This is a genomic window from Sporosarcina sp. FA15, from assembly GCF_051550195.1.
Taxonomy (GTDB): Bacteria; Bacillota; Bacilli; order Bacillales_A; family Planococcaceae; genus Sporosarcina; species Sporosarcina psychrophila.
Genome location: NZ_CP188818.1, coordinates 1,045,170 through 1,061,668, shown reverse-complemented (window position 1 = coordinate 1,061,668; position 16,499 = coordinate 1,045,170). Strand labels below are relative to the sequence as shown.

The following is a 16,499-nucleotide window of genomic DNA, read 5'->3' as shown; positions in this document are numbered from 1 at the left end:
CCGAAACGATAGACATTTTAACATACGTTTTATCTTTGAAAAGTCTCGCCGTTGATTATGACTTGTGTGGCACGGAATGGGATATTTACATTCATTGAGAAATACGGCTCCAAAATGCTATAAAATGACTCCCATTGACTATCTACTTCATCATATTTACCATTAAGCTCCAAGTCAATGATGCCAGTATAAATTTTTTGTAGTTTAGAAAGATTTTCCTTAGATACTTCGAAATCATAATAAGCCATTTGTTCATCAAATGTGGGCATTGGATTGGCAGCGCGATAATACGGTCGCATCACGGAGTCAAATGCCTCCCATTTATCCATCGCCAGTTGATCGTCTCCATCACTACTAGCCTGGCGAGCATCCTCATATAATTTCTTTATCACCGGAAAATCTGTTTTGGAAATAGTCGTACCTAAATCTATAATATACTCTTCAAATGTGGGCTCTACATAATAAGTATTGACAATTTCAAAAAACTGATCTAATTTAACGCCAGATTCTATCTCCGCCCCACTTTTTGCAAGTGAAACCCATTGATAATATAGTTCTTCCATTTGCAGCAGGTCATTAGACGTAAATGGATATTCAAACATACTTATATAGACGTCAAATGCTTCAGGCTCCCAATTTGCAAGATAATATGGATTGGTTATTCGATTAATTTGCACCCATAGTTCTCCTGCCTCCTCCCATAACTCATCCTTTTCTAAAGTCATTACCTCATTGTAAAGAAGTTCAAGCTTTTTAATTTCATCTTTTGTCACCCCGAGCGGTAGATTTTTAACAAAGTAGTCAAAGCTATAAAAATCCGCAATGCTTTCCAGGACTTCTCCTTCGATTTGCACCAAAGCTCCAACTGAGAAATTCATCGCCTGGATTTTCTCCTCAGTAAAAGTATGCAATCCTACATGGTAGCGTTCACCGCTATCACCTTTAACGATTATTTCATTACCCCAATTTTCAACGACTGTCCCTTTGACAATCTGTCCAATTTGAAAGTGTGATCCAGCTTGTTCCACCGCTGCGAAAGTATAAGATGGCATCACTCCGCCAATCCCAAGTGCTAATGCTATAGAAAGGACCAACATTCTCTGCTTTTCTCTGCTCATATCTCATTCCCCTTTTACTAAATAATTGTGTAAGAAAAATACGCTTGGACAATATTCATTCTTCCATCTAAATGTCATTGAACCATTCATTATATGTTCTGACTTAATAAATGATGACAAACAAATAAAAGAAAAAACGTTGTATTCTTTCCTTTGCTATAATGAACTATAACGAAATGTATTTAATAGTTAGGGTGTGCGTGCATGAATTCGAATGAAAAACAACCGCCTGATTTAAAAGACGTTGATTCAAATGAGGAAATTGATGATGAAGAGCTACAAGCACTGGTATTAGAAGCACAACAGGAGGTCCTTTATAGAGAGGCGCAAGAAAAAACAAACCCCAAAACGAAACGCCCATTTCCAACATGGCTATTTTGGCTTATCTCCATTGTGATGGTTTTCAACACATTTGCGATCATTTTTGAAGTGTATTCAATACCAGCCATTGAATTCTTACAAACTTCCTCAAAATTATCGAAGCAAGAAAACATTGCTACCTATAAGAAATCTGTTGTTGTTATTCAATCCGCTGAAAGCAAAGGCACAGGTTTCTCCATTTCGAGTGACGGAACTATTCTAACAAACTATCATGTTGTCGAAGGAACCGACACAGTAAATGTCTTTTTCCCAGTAGAAGGACGTTTTACGGCAGAAGTTGTATATACCTATCCATCAGTCGATCTTGCTGTATTAAAAGTCAATGGACAAGACCTACCCCATTTAGAACTCGCTGAAAAAACGACTTTTACAGCTAATGAAGCCATAAACTTTATTGGTAATCCTTTAAGTTTTAAGGGCATTGCAAATGAAGGTACGATAATTGATTATATCCAGCTACCAGATTGGGATGTACCTGTCGTTATGATGAAGGCACCGGTTTATCGAGGTAATAGCGGTAGCCCCGTATTTAATAGCAAGGGGCTGGTGATTGGCATTGTTTTCGCCACGTTAGATCATGAAACACATGGAAAAGTCGGTTTATTTGTTCCGGTAGATGAGTTTTATGATCGACAATAAGTAGTGTTTGTAGATAAGATGTTAAATAGATATATAGGTGGTGTTTGGCAACCATTTTCAACATCAAAGAATCCAAATACAAAGCCACTAAAGGAAAATTAATTCCCTTAGTGGCTTTACTTTTTAATCTTATTTAATTCGTAATTCTGATTCGCTATCGAAAAAGTGTGCTTTATTAAGGTCAAATGCTAAGTCGATTGTTTCTCCAGCCACAACATTGAAACGCGCATCTACACGTGCAACAAAGTCTTGGTCATTTACTTTAGAATAAAGTATAATCTCGGCTCCCATTAATTCAGCAACTTCAATCGAAGCCCTGATTTTTGTTTCAGGAGAAAAATCAAGGAATAACGGTTCATCATGAATATCTTCTGGACGAACTCCTAGAATGATATCTTTACCAATATAGTTTTGCTCGCGAAGATATTTCATTTTACCCTCGGGTACCAGAACCTTTACATCTCCCATGACAAAATGATTCTCTTCTAGTTTACCGTTTAAGAAGTTCATTGCTGGAGAACCAATAAAACCACCAACAAAAACATTGTTAGGTTCATCGTAAACTTCTTTAGGGGCTCCTACTTGCTGAATAAATCCATCCTTCATTACTACGAGCCGCGTGGCCATTGTCATCGCTTCCGTTTGGTCATGGGTTACATAAACAGTTGTTGTTTGCAGGCGCCTGTGCAACTTTTGAATCTCCGCACGCATTTGTACGCGTAACTTAGCATCTAAGTTAGATAATGGCTCATCCATTAAGAATACTTCGGCATCACGTACAATAGCACGTCCTAAAGCAACACGTTGACGCTGTCCACCTGAAAGTGCCTTTGGTTTACGATTTAAGAGGTCCTCAAGTCCCAAAATTTTAGCCGCATTATCAACACGTTTTTTTATTTCATCTTTTTTAAATTTACGTAGCTTCAAACCAAATGCCATATTATTGTAAACGTCCATATGTGGATATAATGCATAGTTTTGGAAAACCATAGCAATGTCACGATCTTTTGGTGGGACATCGTTCACTCTTTTACCCCCGATGAAAAGATCGCCTCCTGATATTTCTTCCAAACCAGCAATCATTCTAAGTGTTGTTGATTTTCCACAACCTGATGGACCAACTAATACTAAAAATTCTTTATCTCTAATTTCCAAACTAAAATCTTTAACGGAAACAACATCTTTATCATATACTTTTCTTATATTTACCAATTTCAAGTCTGCCATTTTATTCCCTCCAGTGTATGTAAGTGCTTTCATCTACTATTAATAGAATACAATATTTACACTATTTGAGTAATGGTGAATATGCACAAAGATCTGGACAGTATTCGTGCATATTTACTATGAACGGTGTTTCCGAACAAATGGAGTTACTTTCTGGCTAAAAGTGCCAGGTAAACTGTCATTGCATGATGAAATTGTCGGACATCAATCCCCGTCTTTTCAAAAAAACGATCCAACCGATATTGTAGGCTATTTCGGTGCATATGTAATACTTTTGCAGTCTCCGATATATTTAAATTACATTGAAGAAACGTTTCAATCATTTTCAGTGTTTCTTCATCGTTTATGTATTCTTGTAAAATAGTTTTGCCAATATCGGAACGTAAATCTGATTCTGTTTGATTGATAAGTAGATAGGGCACAGCATCAATATACGTTACTACTGTCTTATTCGTATATATAAATACTTTCTTAGCCGCATTTATTAATGAGTGATAATACTGAGCGATGTCCTCCAAACCGTCTTTATAAGATCCTATAAAGAAGTTGATTTTCACATATAAATCGCTCATGAGTATATCTTTAATCTCTTCAAAAGAGATGCTATCTTCATAGACTGTCTGTTCTTCTATGATAATCCCTTCATGTCCATTTTCCCATAGAATAGGAACTGGATTTGCAAATAGTTCATGAATGGCATCTTTAAATATAATTGGGTCAATTTGATTTTTTTTGATTGAAAAGTAAATAAAGCGATAGGGATTTTTAATTTCAAAGTTAGGATTTACTTCAGTCGAATGAACTGTGTTTCTCCACTTTTGTTCTTCAGCGGTAGGTAATGGTAAGTTTATATTATATGGTAATAAGAAAGTAGTTAATAATGATAAATCTTTGGAAGTTAATTCTTCTTCACTAATACCAATAATTTCATTGTCGTCTGTCACAAACCACTTATATGTACGGTCTAGGTTATCCTTTCTCTCAGAATATACAAGAAGTGAAGAATAAATTTTACGTAATTGATTGATCATCAAAGCACCTCTTTACCTTTTTCGAAAAACATTTTACTTTAGATTATTATGTCAAAATTAATAGTACCACATTAATACTTACATACGCCTTGCAATTAGATGATTCCGTTTTTGCAACTACACATAAACATAAATATGATGCAGTTCCAGTAAAACAAAGTAATGTAAAAATGCCTAAGGAATTTTCCCTTTGGCATTTTTGTGATAACCAATGTATTAGTAAAAGTTTCTGCTGAAACAAGCATAGACGCTTTTTACAGCCTCATTACAAACTCAATACGCCCCTCTAATTTCCCGTTGCACTTCATCCTTGTAAAATTTCGCCAATTTGGTCATTTCCTTTTCCGTAAAACTTTCTACGTTTACAGTTTGCAAGTTATCTTCTACTTGAGCAACGCTTTTAAATCCAGGTATTACACAAGAAATTGCATCGTGTTCTAAAATCCACTTGAGTGCTGCCCGTGTCATATTCCCTCTATTTTCAGCTATCCAAGTAAGTTTGTCACTTAACTCTATACCCTTTGCAAATTCTACCCCTGCAAATGTTTCTCCAATATTAAATGCTTCTCCATCTCGATTAAAATTACGATGATCATCTGTTTCAAACTGTGAATTGGCTCTAAACTTCCCTGTTAATAACCCACTTGCTAGTGGAACTCGCGCGAGAATACCAACCCCCTGTTCCTTTGCTTGCGGAAATAGTGCTTCTAACGGCTTTTGACGAAATAGGTTAAATATGACTTGCAATGCACTAACATTAGGTTGCTCCAAGCAAAATAAACCCTCTTCAACAGTTTCAACACTAACACCATAATAGCGAATTTTCCCCTGTTCTTTCAAACGATCAAGTACTTCAAACACTTGACCATTCTTTAAAATCTCCATTGGTGGACAATGAATTTGAAACAAATCAAGTTGATCGCGATTAAGTCGTCTTAAGCTGTCTTCACAATACTTTGTAACACTTTCCATTGAGTATGTTTTAGGGTCATGTACATCCCCTGCTCGACAGAATTTAGTTGCTATATGAATTTCAGATTGTTTTCCTTTGGTTGCTTTCGCTAATAGTTCCTCACTATGGCCATCTCCATAAACATCTGCCGTATCGAAAAAGTTTACACCTTTTCCTATTGCGTGGTCTAAAGCTTTCAATGCTTCTAGATCATTCGTTCTTCCCCAAGCTCCGCCAATTGCCCAAGTACCAAAGCTGAGCTCACTTACCTTTAAATCTGTATTGCCAATTTGACGATAATTCATTTTTCCTCACTCCACTTATCCAAGTATTTTTTAACAAAGCCTATAACAACAGATTTGAAATACAAGAACAATAGCTTTAATACGTATACTAATGAATAAAAGCCGTTTTGGTACTCACGATAATATTAATTATTCACTCTTTTACGAACAAATCATATCCATTTCATTTCCGCAAAACTTCGGTGAACATGCTTCAAACTGTATATAATAGTTCTATCCTATTTGGATTCACTTGTTCTTGTTAGATCTCATTAGTGACTTTTATGTCAGAATTTCACACTTATCTGTTATGTTCGTCATTAACTTCTTCACCGTTATGCAGAATAGTTACTAGTATTTCTATAAATAAGAGTCCCAACTAACTAGTTGAGACTCTTATTTAAAAGGACTACCTACGGAATTCTAAAAGCCTTCGATTAATATCTTTTGTTTGACCGTAAATATCCTGATAAATAGCGAACATCTTTTTATATTTTTCCACATTAGTTTTATTGGGATGAAATCGTTTATCTTCCTTCAAGAACTCATTCGCGCAATCCTTCAATGAATCAAACCATGAACATCCATAAGCTGCTAACATGGCTGCCCCCATACCTGGTCCTTGTTCGCTTTTAAGTCTAACAATATCAGCATCGAAAATATCAGCCTGCATCTGAAGCCAATCTTCATTTTTCGCACCACCGCCAATTGATATGACCGTATCGATTTGTTTGCCCTTTTGACGAAAAATATCAATAGTTTCATTTAGCGAAAATGTAATCCCTTCAAGAATTGCTCGAACAAAATCTTTTCTGTGATGAGAACTGTCCATTCCAATAAAGCTTGCACGAATTGCAGCATCTGCATGTGGTGTTCTTTCACCCACCAAATAAGGAGTAAATACCAGTCCATTAGATCCAACAGGGACAGACCCAACATCGACTAGTAAATCATCGAAAGATTCGTCCCCCGCAAAAACGTCTTTAAACCAAGTTAAGCTATAACCCGCTGCAAGAGTGACACCCATTGTATAAAACGCGTCGGGAGCACCATGATTAAAGTAATGAACCTTTCCTTGAAAATCTTTATCAGGACTTGCTTCATAAGACAAAACAACACCAGATGTCCCAATACTACAAAGTGTTTTTCCATCCTCTAAAATCCCTGAACCAATAGCACCACAAGCATTATCAGCACCACCTGCAAATACACGTGTAGAGTTGGCAAGACCAGTAGATTCTGCAAATTCAGATGTTATCTTACCTACTTCCTGATAGGAGTGAACTAATGGTGGACAAAGACTGGTATCAATATCCAGTAATTCACAGATTTCTGTACTCCATTCTTTTTTACTGACATCCAATAGAAGTGTTCCAGCTGCATCAGAGTACTCCATTTGTAATTTACCTGTAAGCTTGTAACGCAAGTAATCTTTTGGAAGAACAAACGTCTTAACCTTACTAAATAACTCTGGCTCATGTTCTTTAACCCATACTATTTTTGGTAAAGTGAATCCTTCTAATGCGTGGTTTTTTGTAATAGATAACAAACGCTTTTCTCCAACGACTTCATAAATTCGCTTGCACTCCGCTGTTGTCCTTGTATCATTCCAGAGAATCGCATGACGTAATACTTCATTATTTTCATCTAACAAAACAAGTCCATGCATTTGCCCAGAAAAACTAATGCCTTCAATATCTTCTGGATCCCCATCGAAATCCTTCAAAAGATCAAGTAGACCCGATACAGTCTGATCAACCCAATCTTTAGGGTTTTGCTCACTATATCCCGTTTTCTCTTGAATTAGTGGGTAAGATTTCGATACCTCTTGAACAACAGCGCCATGTTGATTGACGAGTAAAATTTTAACAGCACTTGTTCCTAAATCTATACCTATTACATACTTCATAGCTACATCTCTCCTGCCATTCAAAACTTAATTAGTTAGCGAAAGCTTTCAATAAGTATTGATTGATTGTTGCTTTAATTTGTTCTAAGCGACCAGATGTCTGTTTTATATCTGATAAACCATAAGCATACTCTTCCAGTTTACGGAAGTCTGTTTTTCCTTCAACAATAGCAAGTCCAATACCTTCTGTGTAAGTCTGGTAGCGATTTTCGACTATACTTTCCAAGACCTTATCATCAATTAAATTTTGTGCCACCCTTAAACCTACTGCAAAAGCATCCATTCCAGCAATATGTGCATGGAATAAATCTTCTGGCTCAAATGAACCTCTTCTTACTTTCGCATCGAAGTTTAGGCCGCCCCTACCAAGTCCGCCATTTTTAAGAATTTCATACATTGCAAGTGTTGTTGACCATAAATCCGTAGGGAATTCATCTGTATCCCATCCGATAAGTGGATCCCCTTGGTTTGCATCAACTGAACCCAGCATATTATTAATGCGTGCATAGTGAAGTTCATGTTCAAATGTATGTCCCGCTAATGTCGCGTGGTTTGCTTCAATATTGAACTTGAAATGATCTACAAGACCATAACTTTGCAAGAATGCATGTGCAGTAGCTACGTCATAATCATATTGATGTGTTGAAGGCTCTTTTGGCTTAGGTTCAATTAAAAATTGGGCATCAAAGCCAATTTCTTTGGCGTAGTCAATAGCCATATTATAGAAACGTGCTAAGTTATCCAGCTCCAGCTTCATGTTTGTATTCAGAAGTGTTTCATAACCTTCGCGGCCACCCCAGAATACGTAGTTTTCTGCACCAAGTTCCTTACCGATTTCTAATCCCTTTTTCACTTTAGCTGCAGAATAAGCAAATACATCTGCACTACTTGAAGTGGCAGCACCATGAACAAATCGTGGGTGTGTAAAGTTATTCGCCGTATTCCAAAGTAATTTTGCTTTACTATCTTTCATATAGTCCTTGATCATACTTACAATTGTATCTAAGTTTTGATTAGACTCTCTTAAACTGCTACCCTCTGGTGCTATATCAATATCATGGAAACAGAAAAATGGTACATCAATTTTATCGTAAAATTCAAATGAAGCATCTACGCGGGCTTTAGCTAAATCCATACCACTAAACTTATCCCACGAGCGAATCATGTTGCCTCCGCCAAATGGATCTGAGCCATTCATCGTAAATGTATGCCAATACGAGACTCCGTAGCGTAATATTTCTTCCATTGTTTTATCACCGATTTTTTCCTCGGGATTATAAAATTTAAATGCATATGGATTTGTTGATAATGAACCCTCGAATTTAATCTTGTCAATGTTTAGGAAATAAGTCATTGTTTGTACCTCCTAGATTTTTTATGTTACAAAGCAACAGTGAATGTAAAGGCTTACATTTGTAATTATAACACAAATCATTAGTTTGTCTATTAGTTAAACAAAGTTTTCAACTATAAAACTGATTGCATTTATCACTGGAAATGATGAACTTTTTATACGAGTAGTGTATGCTTTTAATGATTCCTCTTTCTATTAAATAATGAGATTGGCTTATTCTATAAGTCAGGAAATAAGGGTGGTTGTCAATGAATCCTACTAGTGGCTTTATTTATAACGTTTTTGAATGGATAACAAGGTTTGCCTATTTAAATTTATTGTGGATACTTTTTTCATTAGCAGGCGGAATAATTTTCGGCTTTTTCCCAGCTACTATAGCAATGTTTGCAATAACCAGAGAATGGTTAAAAGGAAATACAGAAAAGCCAATTTTAAAAGCCTTTTGGGAATACTATCGGAGAGACTTCTTAAAAAGCAATCTTTTGGGAATATTTATTAGTATAATAATCTTCTTAATTACGATTGATATTATTTACATTCAAAGTAATACTAATGGGGATTTAACATGGACATATATACCTTTATTTGCATTTATGTTACTTTTCATTATGTTATTATTTTATATCTTTCCTGCCTTTGTTCATTACGATATAAAAGTACAATATGTTATGAAAAACAGCTTTTTTATTATGTTAATAAACCCCTTCAATAGTTTATTGATAATACTCTGTCTTGTACCACTCTTTTTTATTATGAAAGGTTTTCCTGCCTTGGCATTCATATTTGGTGGAAGTTCATACGCATACATAACAATGTGGATCAGTTTACATGCTTTTAATAAAACGAATAAGAAAAATGGCAATCCCGTTAATATCGAGAATTAACGACTATTTTCACGAAAAAAACTTCACACAACGGAGCAACTCAATCCCCCGTTGTGTGAAGTTTTTTATGTGCCATACACTTATTACCCTTTCACTGCACTAGCAGAAATCCCTTCAACGACTTTATTACTAAAGAAGATGAATGCAAGAATAATTGGTAACACACTAATGATTAACGTTGCTCCGATTGCTCCCCAGTCTGTCATATATTGCCCAATAAAGTTTTGAATACCTACTGTTAATGTTTTATATTTTTCTGAACTTATAAACGTATTTACAAATACAAATTCATTCCAATTATAAATCATATTAATAACCACAGTAGTAGACATTACTGGTACAGTCATTGGAAGAATAATTTGGAAAAACAATCGATGAACTGAAGATCCATCTATAATTGCGGCTTCTTCTATTTCACGAGGTAATGTGTAATAAAAGCCGAGTAATATCATCATTGTGATTGGTAAATTATAAGCCGTATATGTAATGACAACAGCGAAAGGATTATCAATTAAGTCTATGCTTAAGAACATACTGAAAAGTGGTATCAAAGCAGAGTGTATTGGAATCATTAGTCCAACCATAAACAATCCCAATACGAAACCGCTTAACCTCCATTTCATTCTTGTAATTGCGAAAGTCGCCATGCTCGCAAACAATACTGTTAGGATAATCGCTAGACCAGTAATCCAAACACTATTGAAGAAATAAATGCCTATTCCACCATCCCAAACCTTTTGGTAGTTTTCCCATCTAAACTCCGACGGTAGAGCAAATGGCGATCCAGCAAATATCTCTTTATTATCTTTTAATGAGAAAATGAAAAGCCATATTATTGGGAGTATCTGGAATAATGCTACAACTGCTAGACAAACGTAAAGAAAAAAGTAACCAATGCGCCCCATATCATAAACCTCCTTCTAATATTCTATTGGCTCGTTGGAAGTAGTAAATTTCCGAACAACTAACGTTACTACTAAGGTAATGATCAACAATAAGAATCCAATGGCACTTCCATATCCAAAATCATAACTTGAAAAAGCTAATTTATACATATAGGACGCCATGACCTCACTCGCTCCATTTGGTCCTCCACCAGTCATAACATAAATCAAATCGAAGTACTTTAGTGATCCAACAATAGCTAATACGACCGTGACGCTTACTACTTCTTTAATTAGAGGTAACTTAATCCTAAGGGCAATTTGAAAAGCAGATGCACCATCAATTTTCGCTGCCTCTATCATCGACTCAGGAATATTTTTAAGTGCTGCATAGTAAATCAAAATATAAAACCCAGCATATTGCCACAAAATTGGTATGAAAATAGCAAATAATACTAGTGAAGGCTCGGCCAACCACGCGGGTGGATTATCAATCCCTATCTTGATAAGAATAGCATTTAAAATACCATTCGACGGATTATATACTTTTATCCAAAGTTGAGCGATTGCAACTGAAGATAAAAGCATCGGAATCAGGTATATTTTCCTCAGTAAATCAGCGCCTTTTATTTTGGATGCCAATATTAATGAAACTAACAAATATAGCGCTAAGCTCATTGTTGAGAAAATTGCTAGTAAAAACGAATGATAAGCACTACTCCAAAATTTGAGATCCTTAATCCCATTAATATAATTTTCTAATCCAATAAATTTCATTGCACCAATGCCGTCCCAGTCCATTAATCCATAGTACCCCGTAAGGATTAACGGAATAAATATTAGTACAGTAATCAACAGGAGTGCTGGTAAAATATAAAGTGCTATATATAGCTTATTTGACATTACTTTATTCATTACACTCAACCCCATATCTTATGAAGTAGAAGAGGACCATCCGATGTTAAGGATATGTCCTCTTCATTGTTAATTTGACTTTACGCAATGCAGAATGCTTTTTACTATTTCGAAAGGGCTTCTTCGTGCGCTTTCGCAAACTCTTCAGGTGTCATTTGATTCCCAAAAAGTGCTTGAATCGCATCTAAATGCACTTGTGCTACACTTGGACTCATTTGAACGTCAGCAAACATAGTAATATTGCTTGCTGAATTAAGTTCATCCAATATATCGATATACATTTGTGGCAGGTCTAAGGATCCAGCATCCACTTTTGATGCTGGAATAACGCCAGCTTTTGTGACAGATTTCTCGCCCCATTGTTTAACAAAAAATGCGGCAAATTCTTTAGCTTCTTCTTTTACATCAGAATCTTCCGCAACAAATAATCCAACTCCAGGTCCCCCAATAAAACTATTCATATCTCCCTTTCCATCCACAGTTGGAAACTTGAGATACTCTACAGAATCTCTAAATTCTTGAGGTACATCTTCATTTGTTGTGTAATTTGGTAAATCCCATGTTGCAATTAAATACATTGGTGCTTGTTCATTCATAAACATACTTTTCGCTTCTTCATCAGAAAGACCATTAAATCCTTTGACAAATGCCCCCATATCAACAAGGTTTTGTACTTTTTCTGCTGCTTCAATTAATGCTGGATCCTCGAAAGTACCGGATCTATCGATCGCTTTATTAAGGACTTCAGCACCACCAATTCGGTCTGCTAGATACATATACCATAACGAACCTGTCCAAGGATCTTTGTTACCTAAAGCGATAGGTTGTATTCCATCTGCCTTAAATACATTAATTACATTTTCTAGTTCCTCAAATGTTTCTGGTGCTTCGAGATTATGCTCTGCAAACATAGTTTTATTATAATATATTGTCGCAATGTTCAATTCTAGTGGAAGACCGTAAGTCACCCCATCTATTGCATAAGCCTCTACAGTTCCTGGAATGAATGTATCGCTTAATTCTTTATCAATAAGATCATCTAATGGAGCAAACATATTACCACCTACATAGGGTTCTAAAAATCCTGCTGCCCAAGTCATTCCAACGTCTGGTAATTCTTTAGATGTTGATAGAACCTTTAACTTATCTTTGTATTGCTCATTGCTTAACACTTCTAAATCAATTTTGACACCTTCATGTTCCTTTTCAAAATCAGCAATAATTTCACTTACAATTTCATGATGCTGTTTAGAGCTCCCCTCGGGCCATAGATGCATAAACTTTATTTCAGTATCACTAGATGTTTTACCTGAATCTGAACAACCTACTAATAATAAAGACAAAACAAAAGTGGATAACAGAATTGTAAACGCTTTCTTTTTCCTCATTATTTATCTCCCCCAACTCAAGTTTTTGAAACAACAATATTCAGATTGTTGTATGCATTTTCATTATAGCAAAGAGGAAGTTGTTAGTCTAGTGGATGAACAAAGTTTTTTCTACGTCTATTTTTGTGATTTTCAATTGTGTTTTTCCCGAAAATAGGAAAATGACGTTATAATTCTTTCCACAAAAGTTAGGTAGACACTCAAATCAGTTGAATACGAAGTTGTATCTAATCAAGTTTTTATTTGTTAGAATGAAAAAAAAGAGAGAAAGAGTTGAATGGAATGAAGATGGATGCTAATCAAACTTGGAATCATCATGTAGTCAAAAAAGGCAATAAATCTTTAGTTTTAGATAAAATTAAAAATAACTCCCCTATTTCAAGGGCTGCTGTTGCAAATCAAACTGGTTTAAACAAAGGAACTGTCTCATCCTTAGTGAGCGAATTACTAGAGGATCACTTAATCTATGAGTCTGGTCCAGGTGAATCTAGCGGCGGGAGAAGACCTGTCATGTTATTATTTAACAATTCAGCTGGCTATTCGATAGGAATAGATCTAGGGGTGAATTACTTACTTGGCGTTTTAACTGACCTAGACGGAAATATTTTTCAAGAGAAAGTAATGACTTTTAAGAACCTTTCTTATAATGAAATTGAAGAACAATTATTTAACACCATCGATTCCCTAATTTCTTCTGTGCCACCTAGCCCTCACGGAATCGTTGGAATCGGTGTTGGTGTACCGGGAATAGTTGATAATAGTGGGGAAGTTTTGCTAGCGCCAAATCTAAACTGGACAAACGTTAATTTAAAGTCAATTTTACAAAAAAAATATAACCTTCCAGTCATTATTGAAAACGAGGCAAATGCTGGTGCCTACGGAGAGAAGAAATTTGGTGCTGGAAAAGAGTTTGAAAATATCATTTATGTAAGTGCTGGGATTGGAATAGGTGTCGGACTTATTCTTAATGGTTCTTTGTATAAAGGGTCCAATGGTTTTTCTGGTGAGCTTGGCCATATGACAATACAAGTTAATGGTTCTAAATGTCGTTGTGGAAATGATGGTTGTTGGGAATTGTATGCGTCAGAACAAGCATTAATCAATAACGCTGGACTGTTAGATATCCCCCTCCCTTCTAACAAAGAAGGCGACTTAAATAATTTATTAACTCTCGCAGAGAATGGCAATAAAGAGGTTATCAAACTATTTGAACAAACTGGGGACTATTTAGGTGTAGGCATAAATAACATTATTAATATCTTTAATCCACAACAAGTGATTATTGGTAACCGGATGGCCTCTTCTAAAAAGTGGCTAGAGGAATCTTTGAATACAAGAGTAGCTAACCAAGCTCTATGGTTTCAACGAAGTGATTTACAAATTGATTTTTCGGAGTTATCCACACTCTCGTCCGCATTAGGCGTAGCTGCTTTTTCAATAGAAAACTTTTTGAGTGTTAGTATCCAACAAAGAAGTATAATTCAAATTTAAAGTAGTAGTAACGGCAAACCTTTTGTTACTTTAGTCATTCGTTAATCAACTATCACTAATTTGCTAATTCAATTAACTAGTGTATTATCTAATATAGTATTGTGAAAATTGCTAATTAATGATTTCATTTATTTATTAATCCCATTACTCCCCTGCCAATAACTGTCGGATTATTGATAAACAATAGGTCATTAATTAGTATTTTTATAATTGTATTTAACCTTTCTCCATTTTGTAAGCACTTACATGCATTCACTATTTTTCAGGGTGCTCAGATTTGGTGAAAGATAAAAATTATGTAAAGGGTGAATTAAAATGACAATCATTCGAAATCCAATTTTACCTGGATTCAATCCAGATCCAAGCATTTGCCGCGTAGGAGAAGATTATTATATTGCCGTTTCTACCTTTGAGTGGTTCCCTGGTGTGGGTATATATCATTCCAAGGATTTAAATAATTGGAGATTAGTTTCAAGGCCCCTTAATCGATTAAGCCAATTAAATATGATGGGAAATCCTAATTCAGGGGGTGTATGGGCCCCCCAACTCTCACATAGTGACGGTAAGTTTTGGCTAATCTATACGGATGTGAAGGTAACAGAAGGACAATGGAAAGATTGCCACAATTACCTTGTAACCAGTGAAACTATTGATGGAGAATGGTCTGAGCGTACTTACTTAAACAGCTCCGGCTTCGATCCATCATTGTATCATGACGAAGACGGTAGAAAGTATCTAGCGAACATGTACTGGGATCATCGTATCGATCATCATAATTTTTATGGTATAGTTCTTCAAGAATATAACGTCGAGGAACAAAAACTAGTTGGAGAATCTAAAATAATTTTTAAAGGGACAGATATCAAATTAGTTGAAGCCCCTCATATATATAAAATCAATGATTATTACTACTTATTAACAGCAGAGGGTGGTACAAAATACGATCATGCTGCCACGATCGCACGATCAAAAAATCTTTGGGGACCATATGAAGTGCATCCCGAGAATCCATTGATTACATCATGGCCATATCCTAGAAATCCACTTCAAAAGTCTGGACATGCTTCAATTGTTCATACACATACAGATGAATGGTTTTTAGTACACTTAACAGGCAGGCCCTTACCAAGAGAAAACCAACCATTGTTGGATGATCGAGGCTATTGCCCACTTGGACGGGAAACTGCCATTCAAAGAATGGAGTGGAAAAATGATTGGCCATATGTGGTTGGGGGTAACGGACCGTCCCTTGAAATTGAAGGACCTGATATCGAAGAAGTAAAATGGAAGAATGATTATGATGAGAAAGATGACTTTGATATTGATGAATTAAATAATCATTTTCAATCACTGCGTATCCCATTAGGCGAAGATATTGTTTCACTAAAAGACAATCCTGGCCACCTGCGACTATACGGAAAAGAATCCTTGACTTCAAAGTTCACTCAGGCTTTTATAGCTAGACGTTGGCAACATTTTAACTTTACTGCAGAAACGAAAGTGAACTTCACTCCAAACTCTTTCCAGCAATCTGCAGGACTAGTCAACTATTATAATACAGAAAACTGGACAGCACTTCAGATTTCCTGGCACGAAGAGAAAGGTAGAATCCTTGAACTCAGCACTTACGATAACTTTATATTTGCTCAACCGCTTCAAGGTAAAGAAATCGTCATTCCAGATACTATAGAATATGTTCACCTCAGAGTTGATGTAAAAACCAATTTTTACGAGTATTCTTATTCCTTTGACGGAGTGAATTGGACTGTTATACCTGTCAAATTTGCGTCACATAAGCTTTCTGATGACTATATCAAAGGTGGAGGCTTCTTTACTGGTGCATTTGTCGGTATGCAGTGTCAAGATACATCAGGTCAGAATCGACATGCTGATTTCGATTATTTTATTTATAAAGAAAGGATATAAAGATTCCTGTATTTAAACTGAGTGGAAGCAAATATCACCCCAAAAAGACATGTGTTCCAATAGGAATCACATGTCTTTTTTGATTGAGTAAACACAAACAGAAGTATATAAACTAT

Annotated in this window: 13 protein-coding genes; 4 read left to right on the top strand and 9 right to left on the bottom strand. The window is 35.8% G+C overall.

Translation table 11 applies throughout. From position 1 onward, the window contains the following. Positions 1–29: 29 nt before the first annotated feature. Positions 30–1,118 carry a hypothetical protein gene (locus ACP8HG_RS04985; RefSeq protein WP_438298284.1) on the bottom strand — a complete coding sequence of 363 codons (1,089 nt, stop codon included), beginning with the start codon at positions 1,116–1,118 and terminating at the stop codon, positions 30–32. A gap of 204 nt (positions 1,119–1,322) precedes the next feature. Here ACP8HG_RS04985 and ACP8HG_RS04980 point away from each other — a divergent pair, with 204 nt between their 5' ends. Then, complete coding sequence (locus ACP8HG_RS04980; RefSeq protein WP_438298283.1) at positions 1,323–2,138, top strand: S1C family serine protease; 816 nt, start codon at positions 1,323–1,325, stop codon at positions 2,136–2,138. A 129-nt stretch (positions 2,139–2,267) separates the two neighbouring features. On the opposite strand, the gene ACP8HG_RS04975 is transcribed toward ACP8HG_RS04980, so the two are convergent. From ACP8HG_RS04975 to xylA, 5 genes are all read right to left on the bottom strand, one after another. After that, positions 2,268–3,365 (bottom strand): ABC transporter ATP-binding protein, encoded by a 1,098-nt coding sequence (locus tag ACP8HG_RS04975; protein WP_067208792.1) that lies wholly within the window; start codon positions 3,363–3,365, stop codon positions 2,268–2,270. 146 nt (positions 3,366–3,511) lie between these two features. Then, a complete protein-coding gene (locus ACP8HG_RS04970; protein WP_438298282.1) occupies positions 3,512–4,396 on the bottom strand; it encodes a PucR family transcriptional regulator in 885 nt (294 codons plus the stop codon). 273 nt (positions 4,397–4,669) lie between these two features. Next, positions 4,670–5,653, bottom strand: a complete 984-nt coding sequence (locus ACP8HG_RS04965) for an aldo/keto reductase (protein WP_438298281.1) — start codon at positions 5,651–5,653, stop codon at positions 4,670–4,672. Positions 5,654–6,041: 388 nt separating this feature from the next. Then, entirely contained in the window at positions 6,042–7,541 is a 1,500-nt protein-coding gene (gene xylB / locus ACP8HG_RS04960; protein ID WP_340742029.1) for a xylulokinase, read from the bottom strand. Between the two features lie 31 nt (positions 7,542–7,572). Next, positions 7,573–8,895 carry a xylose isomerase gene (gene xylA / locus ACP8HG_RS04955; RefSeq protein ID WP_067208782.1) on the bottom strand — a complete coding sequence of 441 codons (1,323 nt, stop codon included), beginning with the start codon at positions 8,893–8,895 and terminating at the stop codon, positions 7,573–7,575. 248 nt (positions 8,896–9,143) lie between these two features. On the opposite strand from xylA, the gene ACP8HG_RS04950 reads away from it, so the two are divergent. Further along, positions 9,144–9,779, top strand: coding sequence for a YesL family protein (locus tag ACP8HG_RS04950; protein WP_187047658.1), 636 nt, complete (start codon positions 9,144–9,146; stop codon positions 9,777–9,779). Between the two features lie 83 nt (positions 9,780–9,862). Here the strand turns inward: ACP8HG_RS04950 and ACP8HG_RS04945 are convergent, their stop codons facing one another. From ACP8HG_RS04945 to ACP8HG_RS04935, 3 genes are all read right to left on the bottom strand, one after another. Next, positions 9,863–10,684, bottom strand: a complete 822-nt coding sequence (locus ACP8HG_RS04945; protein ID WP_438298280.1) for a carbohydrate ABC transporter permease — start codon at positions 10,682–10,684, stop codon at positions 9,863–9,865. A 15-nt stretch (positions 10,685–10,699) separates the two neighbouring features. After that, the gene (locus tag ACP8HG_RS04940) at positions 10,700–11,578 is read right to left on the bottom strand and encodes a carbohydrate ABC transporter permease (RefSeq protein WP_187047656.1); all 879 of its coding nucleotides are present in this window, start codon (positions 11,576–11,578) and stop codon (positions 10,700–10,702) included. A gap of 104 nt (positions 11,579–11,682) precedes the next feature. Beyond that, positions 11,683–12,966 carry an extracellular solute-binding protein gene (locus ACP8HG_RS04935; RefSeq protein ID WP_067208771.1) on the bottom strand — a complete coding sequence of 428 codons (1,284 nt, stop codon included), beginning with the start codon at positions 12,964–12,966 and terminating at the stop codon, positions 11,683–11,685. A gap of 288 nt (positions 12,967–13,254) precedes the next feature. On the opposite strand from ACP8HG_RS04935, the gene ACP8HG_RS04930 reads away from it, so the two are divergent. Both ACP8HG_RS04930 and ACP8HG_RS04925 read left to right on the top strand, forming a co-directional pair. Further along, on the top strand, positions 13,255–14,457 hold the full coding sequence (locus ACP8HG_RS04930; RefSeq protein WP_067213924.1) for an ROK family transcriptional regulator: 1,203 nt from the start codon (positions 13,255–13,257) through the stop codon (positions 14,455–14,457). Between the two features lie 315 nt (positions 14,458–14,772). Continuing rightward, on the top strand, positions 14,773–16,383 hold the full coding sequence (locus tag ACP8HG_RS04925; RefSeq protein ID WP_342538122.1) for a glycoside hydrolase family 43 protein: 1,611 nt from the start codon (positions 14,773–14,775) through the stop codon (positions 16,381–16,383). The last annotated feature ends 116 nt before the right edge of the window (positions 16,384–16,499 follow it).

Coding starts and splice junctions, on each gene's coding strand:
- ACP8HG_RS04985 (WP_438298284.1), bottom strand. CDS start 1,118: ATGAGCAGAGAAAAGCAGAGAATGTTGGTCCTTTCTATAGCATTAGCA.
- ACP8HG_RS04980 (WP_438298283.1), top strand. CDS start 1,323: ATGAATTCGAATGAAAAACAACCGCCTGATTTAAAAGACGTTGATTCA.
- ACP8HG_RS04975 (WP_067208792.1), bottom strand. CDS start 3,365: ATGGCAGACTTGAAATTGGTAAATATAAGAAAAGTATATGATAAAGAT.
- ACP8HG_RS04970 (WP_438298282.1), bottom strand. CDS start 4,396: ATGATCAATCAATTACGTAAAATTTATTCTTCACTTCTTGTATATTCT.
- ACP8HG_RS04965 (WP_438298281.1), bottom strand. CDS start 5,653: ATGAATTATCGTCAAATTGGCAATACAGATTTAAAGGTAAGTGAGCTC.
- xylB (WP_340742029.1), bottom strand. CDS start 7,541: ATGAAGTATGTAATAGGTATAGATTTAGGAACAAGTGCTGTTAAAATT.
- xylA (WP_067208782.1), bottom strand. CDS start 8,895: ATGACTTATTTCCTAAACATTGACAAGATTAAATTCGAGGGTTCATTA.
- ACP8HG_RS04950 (WP_187047658.1), top strand. CDS start 9,144: ATGAATCCTACTAGTGGCTTTATTTATAACGTTTTTGAATGGATAACA.
- ACP8HG_RS04945 (WP_438298280.1), bottom strand. CDS start 10,684: ATGGGGCGCATTGGTTACTTTTTTCTTTACGTTTGTCTAGCAGTTGTA.
- ACP8HG_RS04940 (WP_187047656.1), bottom strand. CDS start 11,578: ATGAATAAAGTAATGTCAAATAAGCTATATATAGCACTTTATATTTTA.
- ACP8HG_RS04935 (WP_067208771.1), bottom strand. CDS start 12,966: ATGAGGAAAAAGAAAGCGTTTACAATTCTGTTATCCACTTTTGTTTTG.
- ACP8HG_RS04930 (WP_067213924.1), top strand. CDS start 13,255: ATGGATGCTAATCAAACTTGGAATCATCATGTAGTCAAAAAAGGCAAT.
- ACP8HG_RS04925 (WP_342538122.1), top strand. CDS start 14,773: ATGACAATCATTCGAAATCCAATTTTACCTGGATTCAATCCAGATCCA.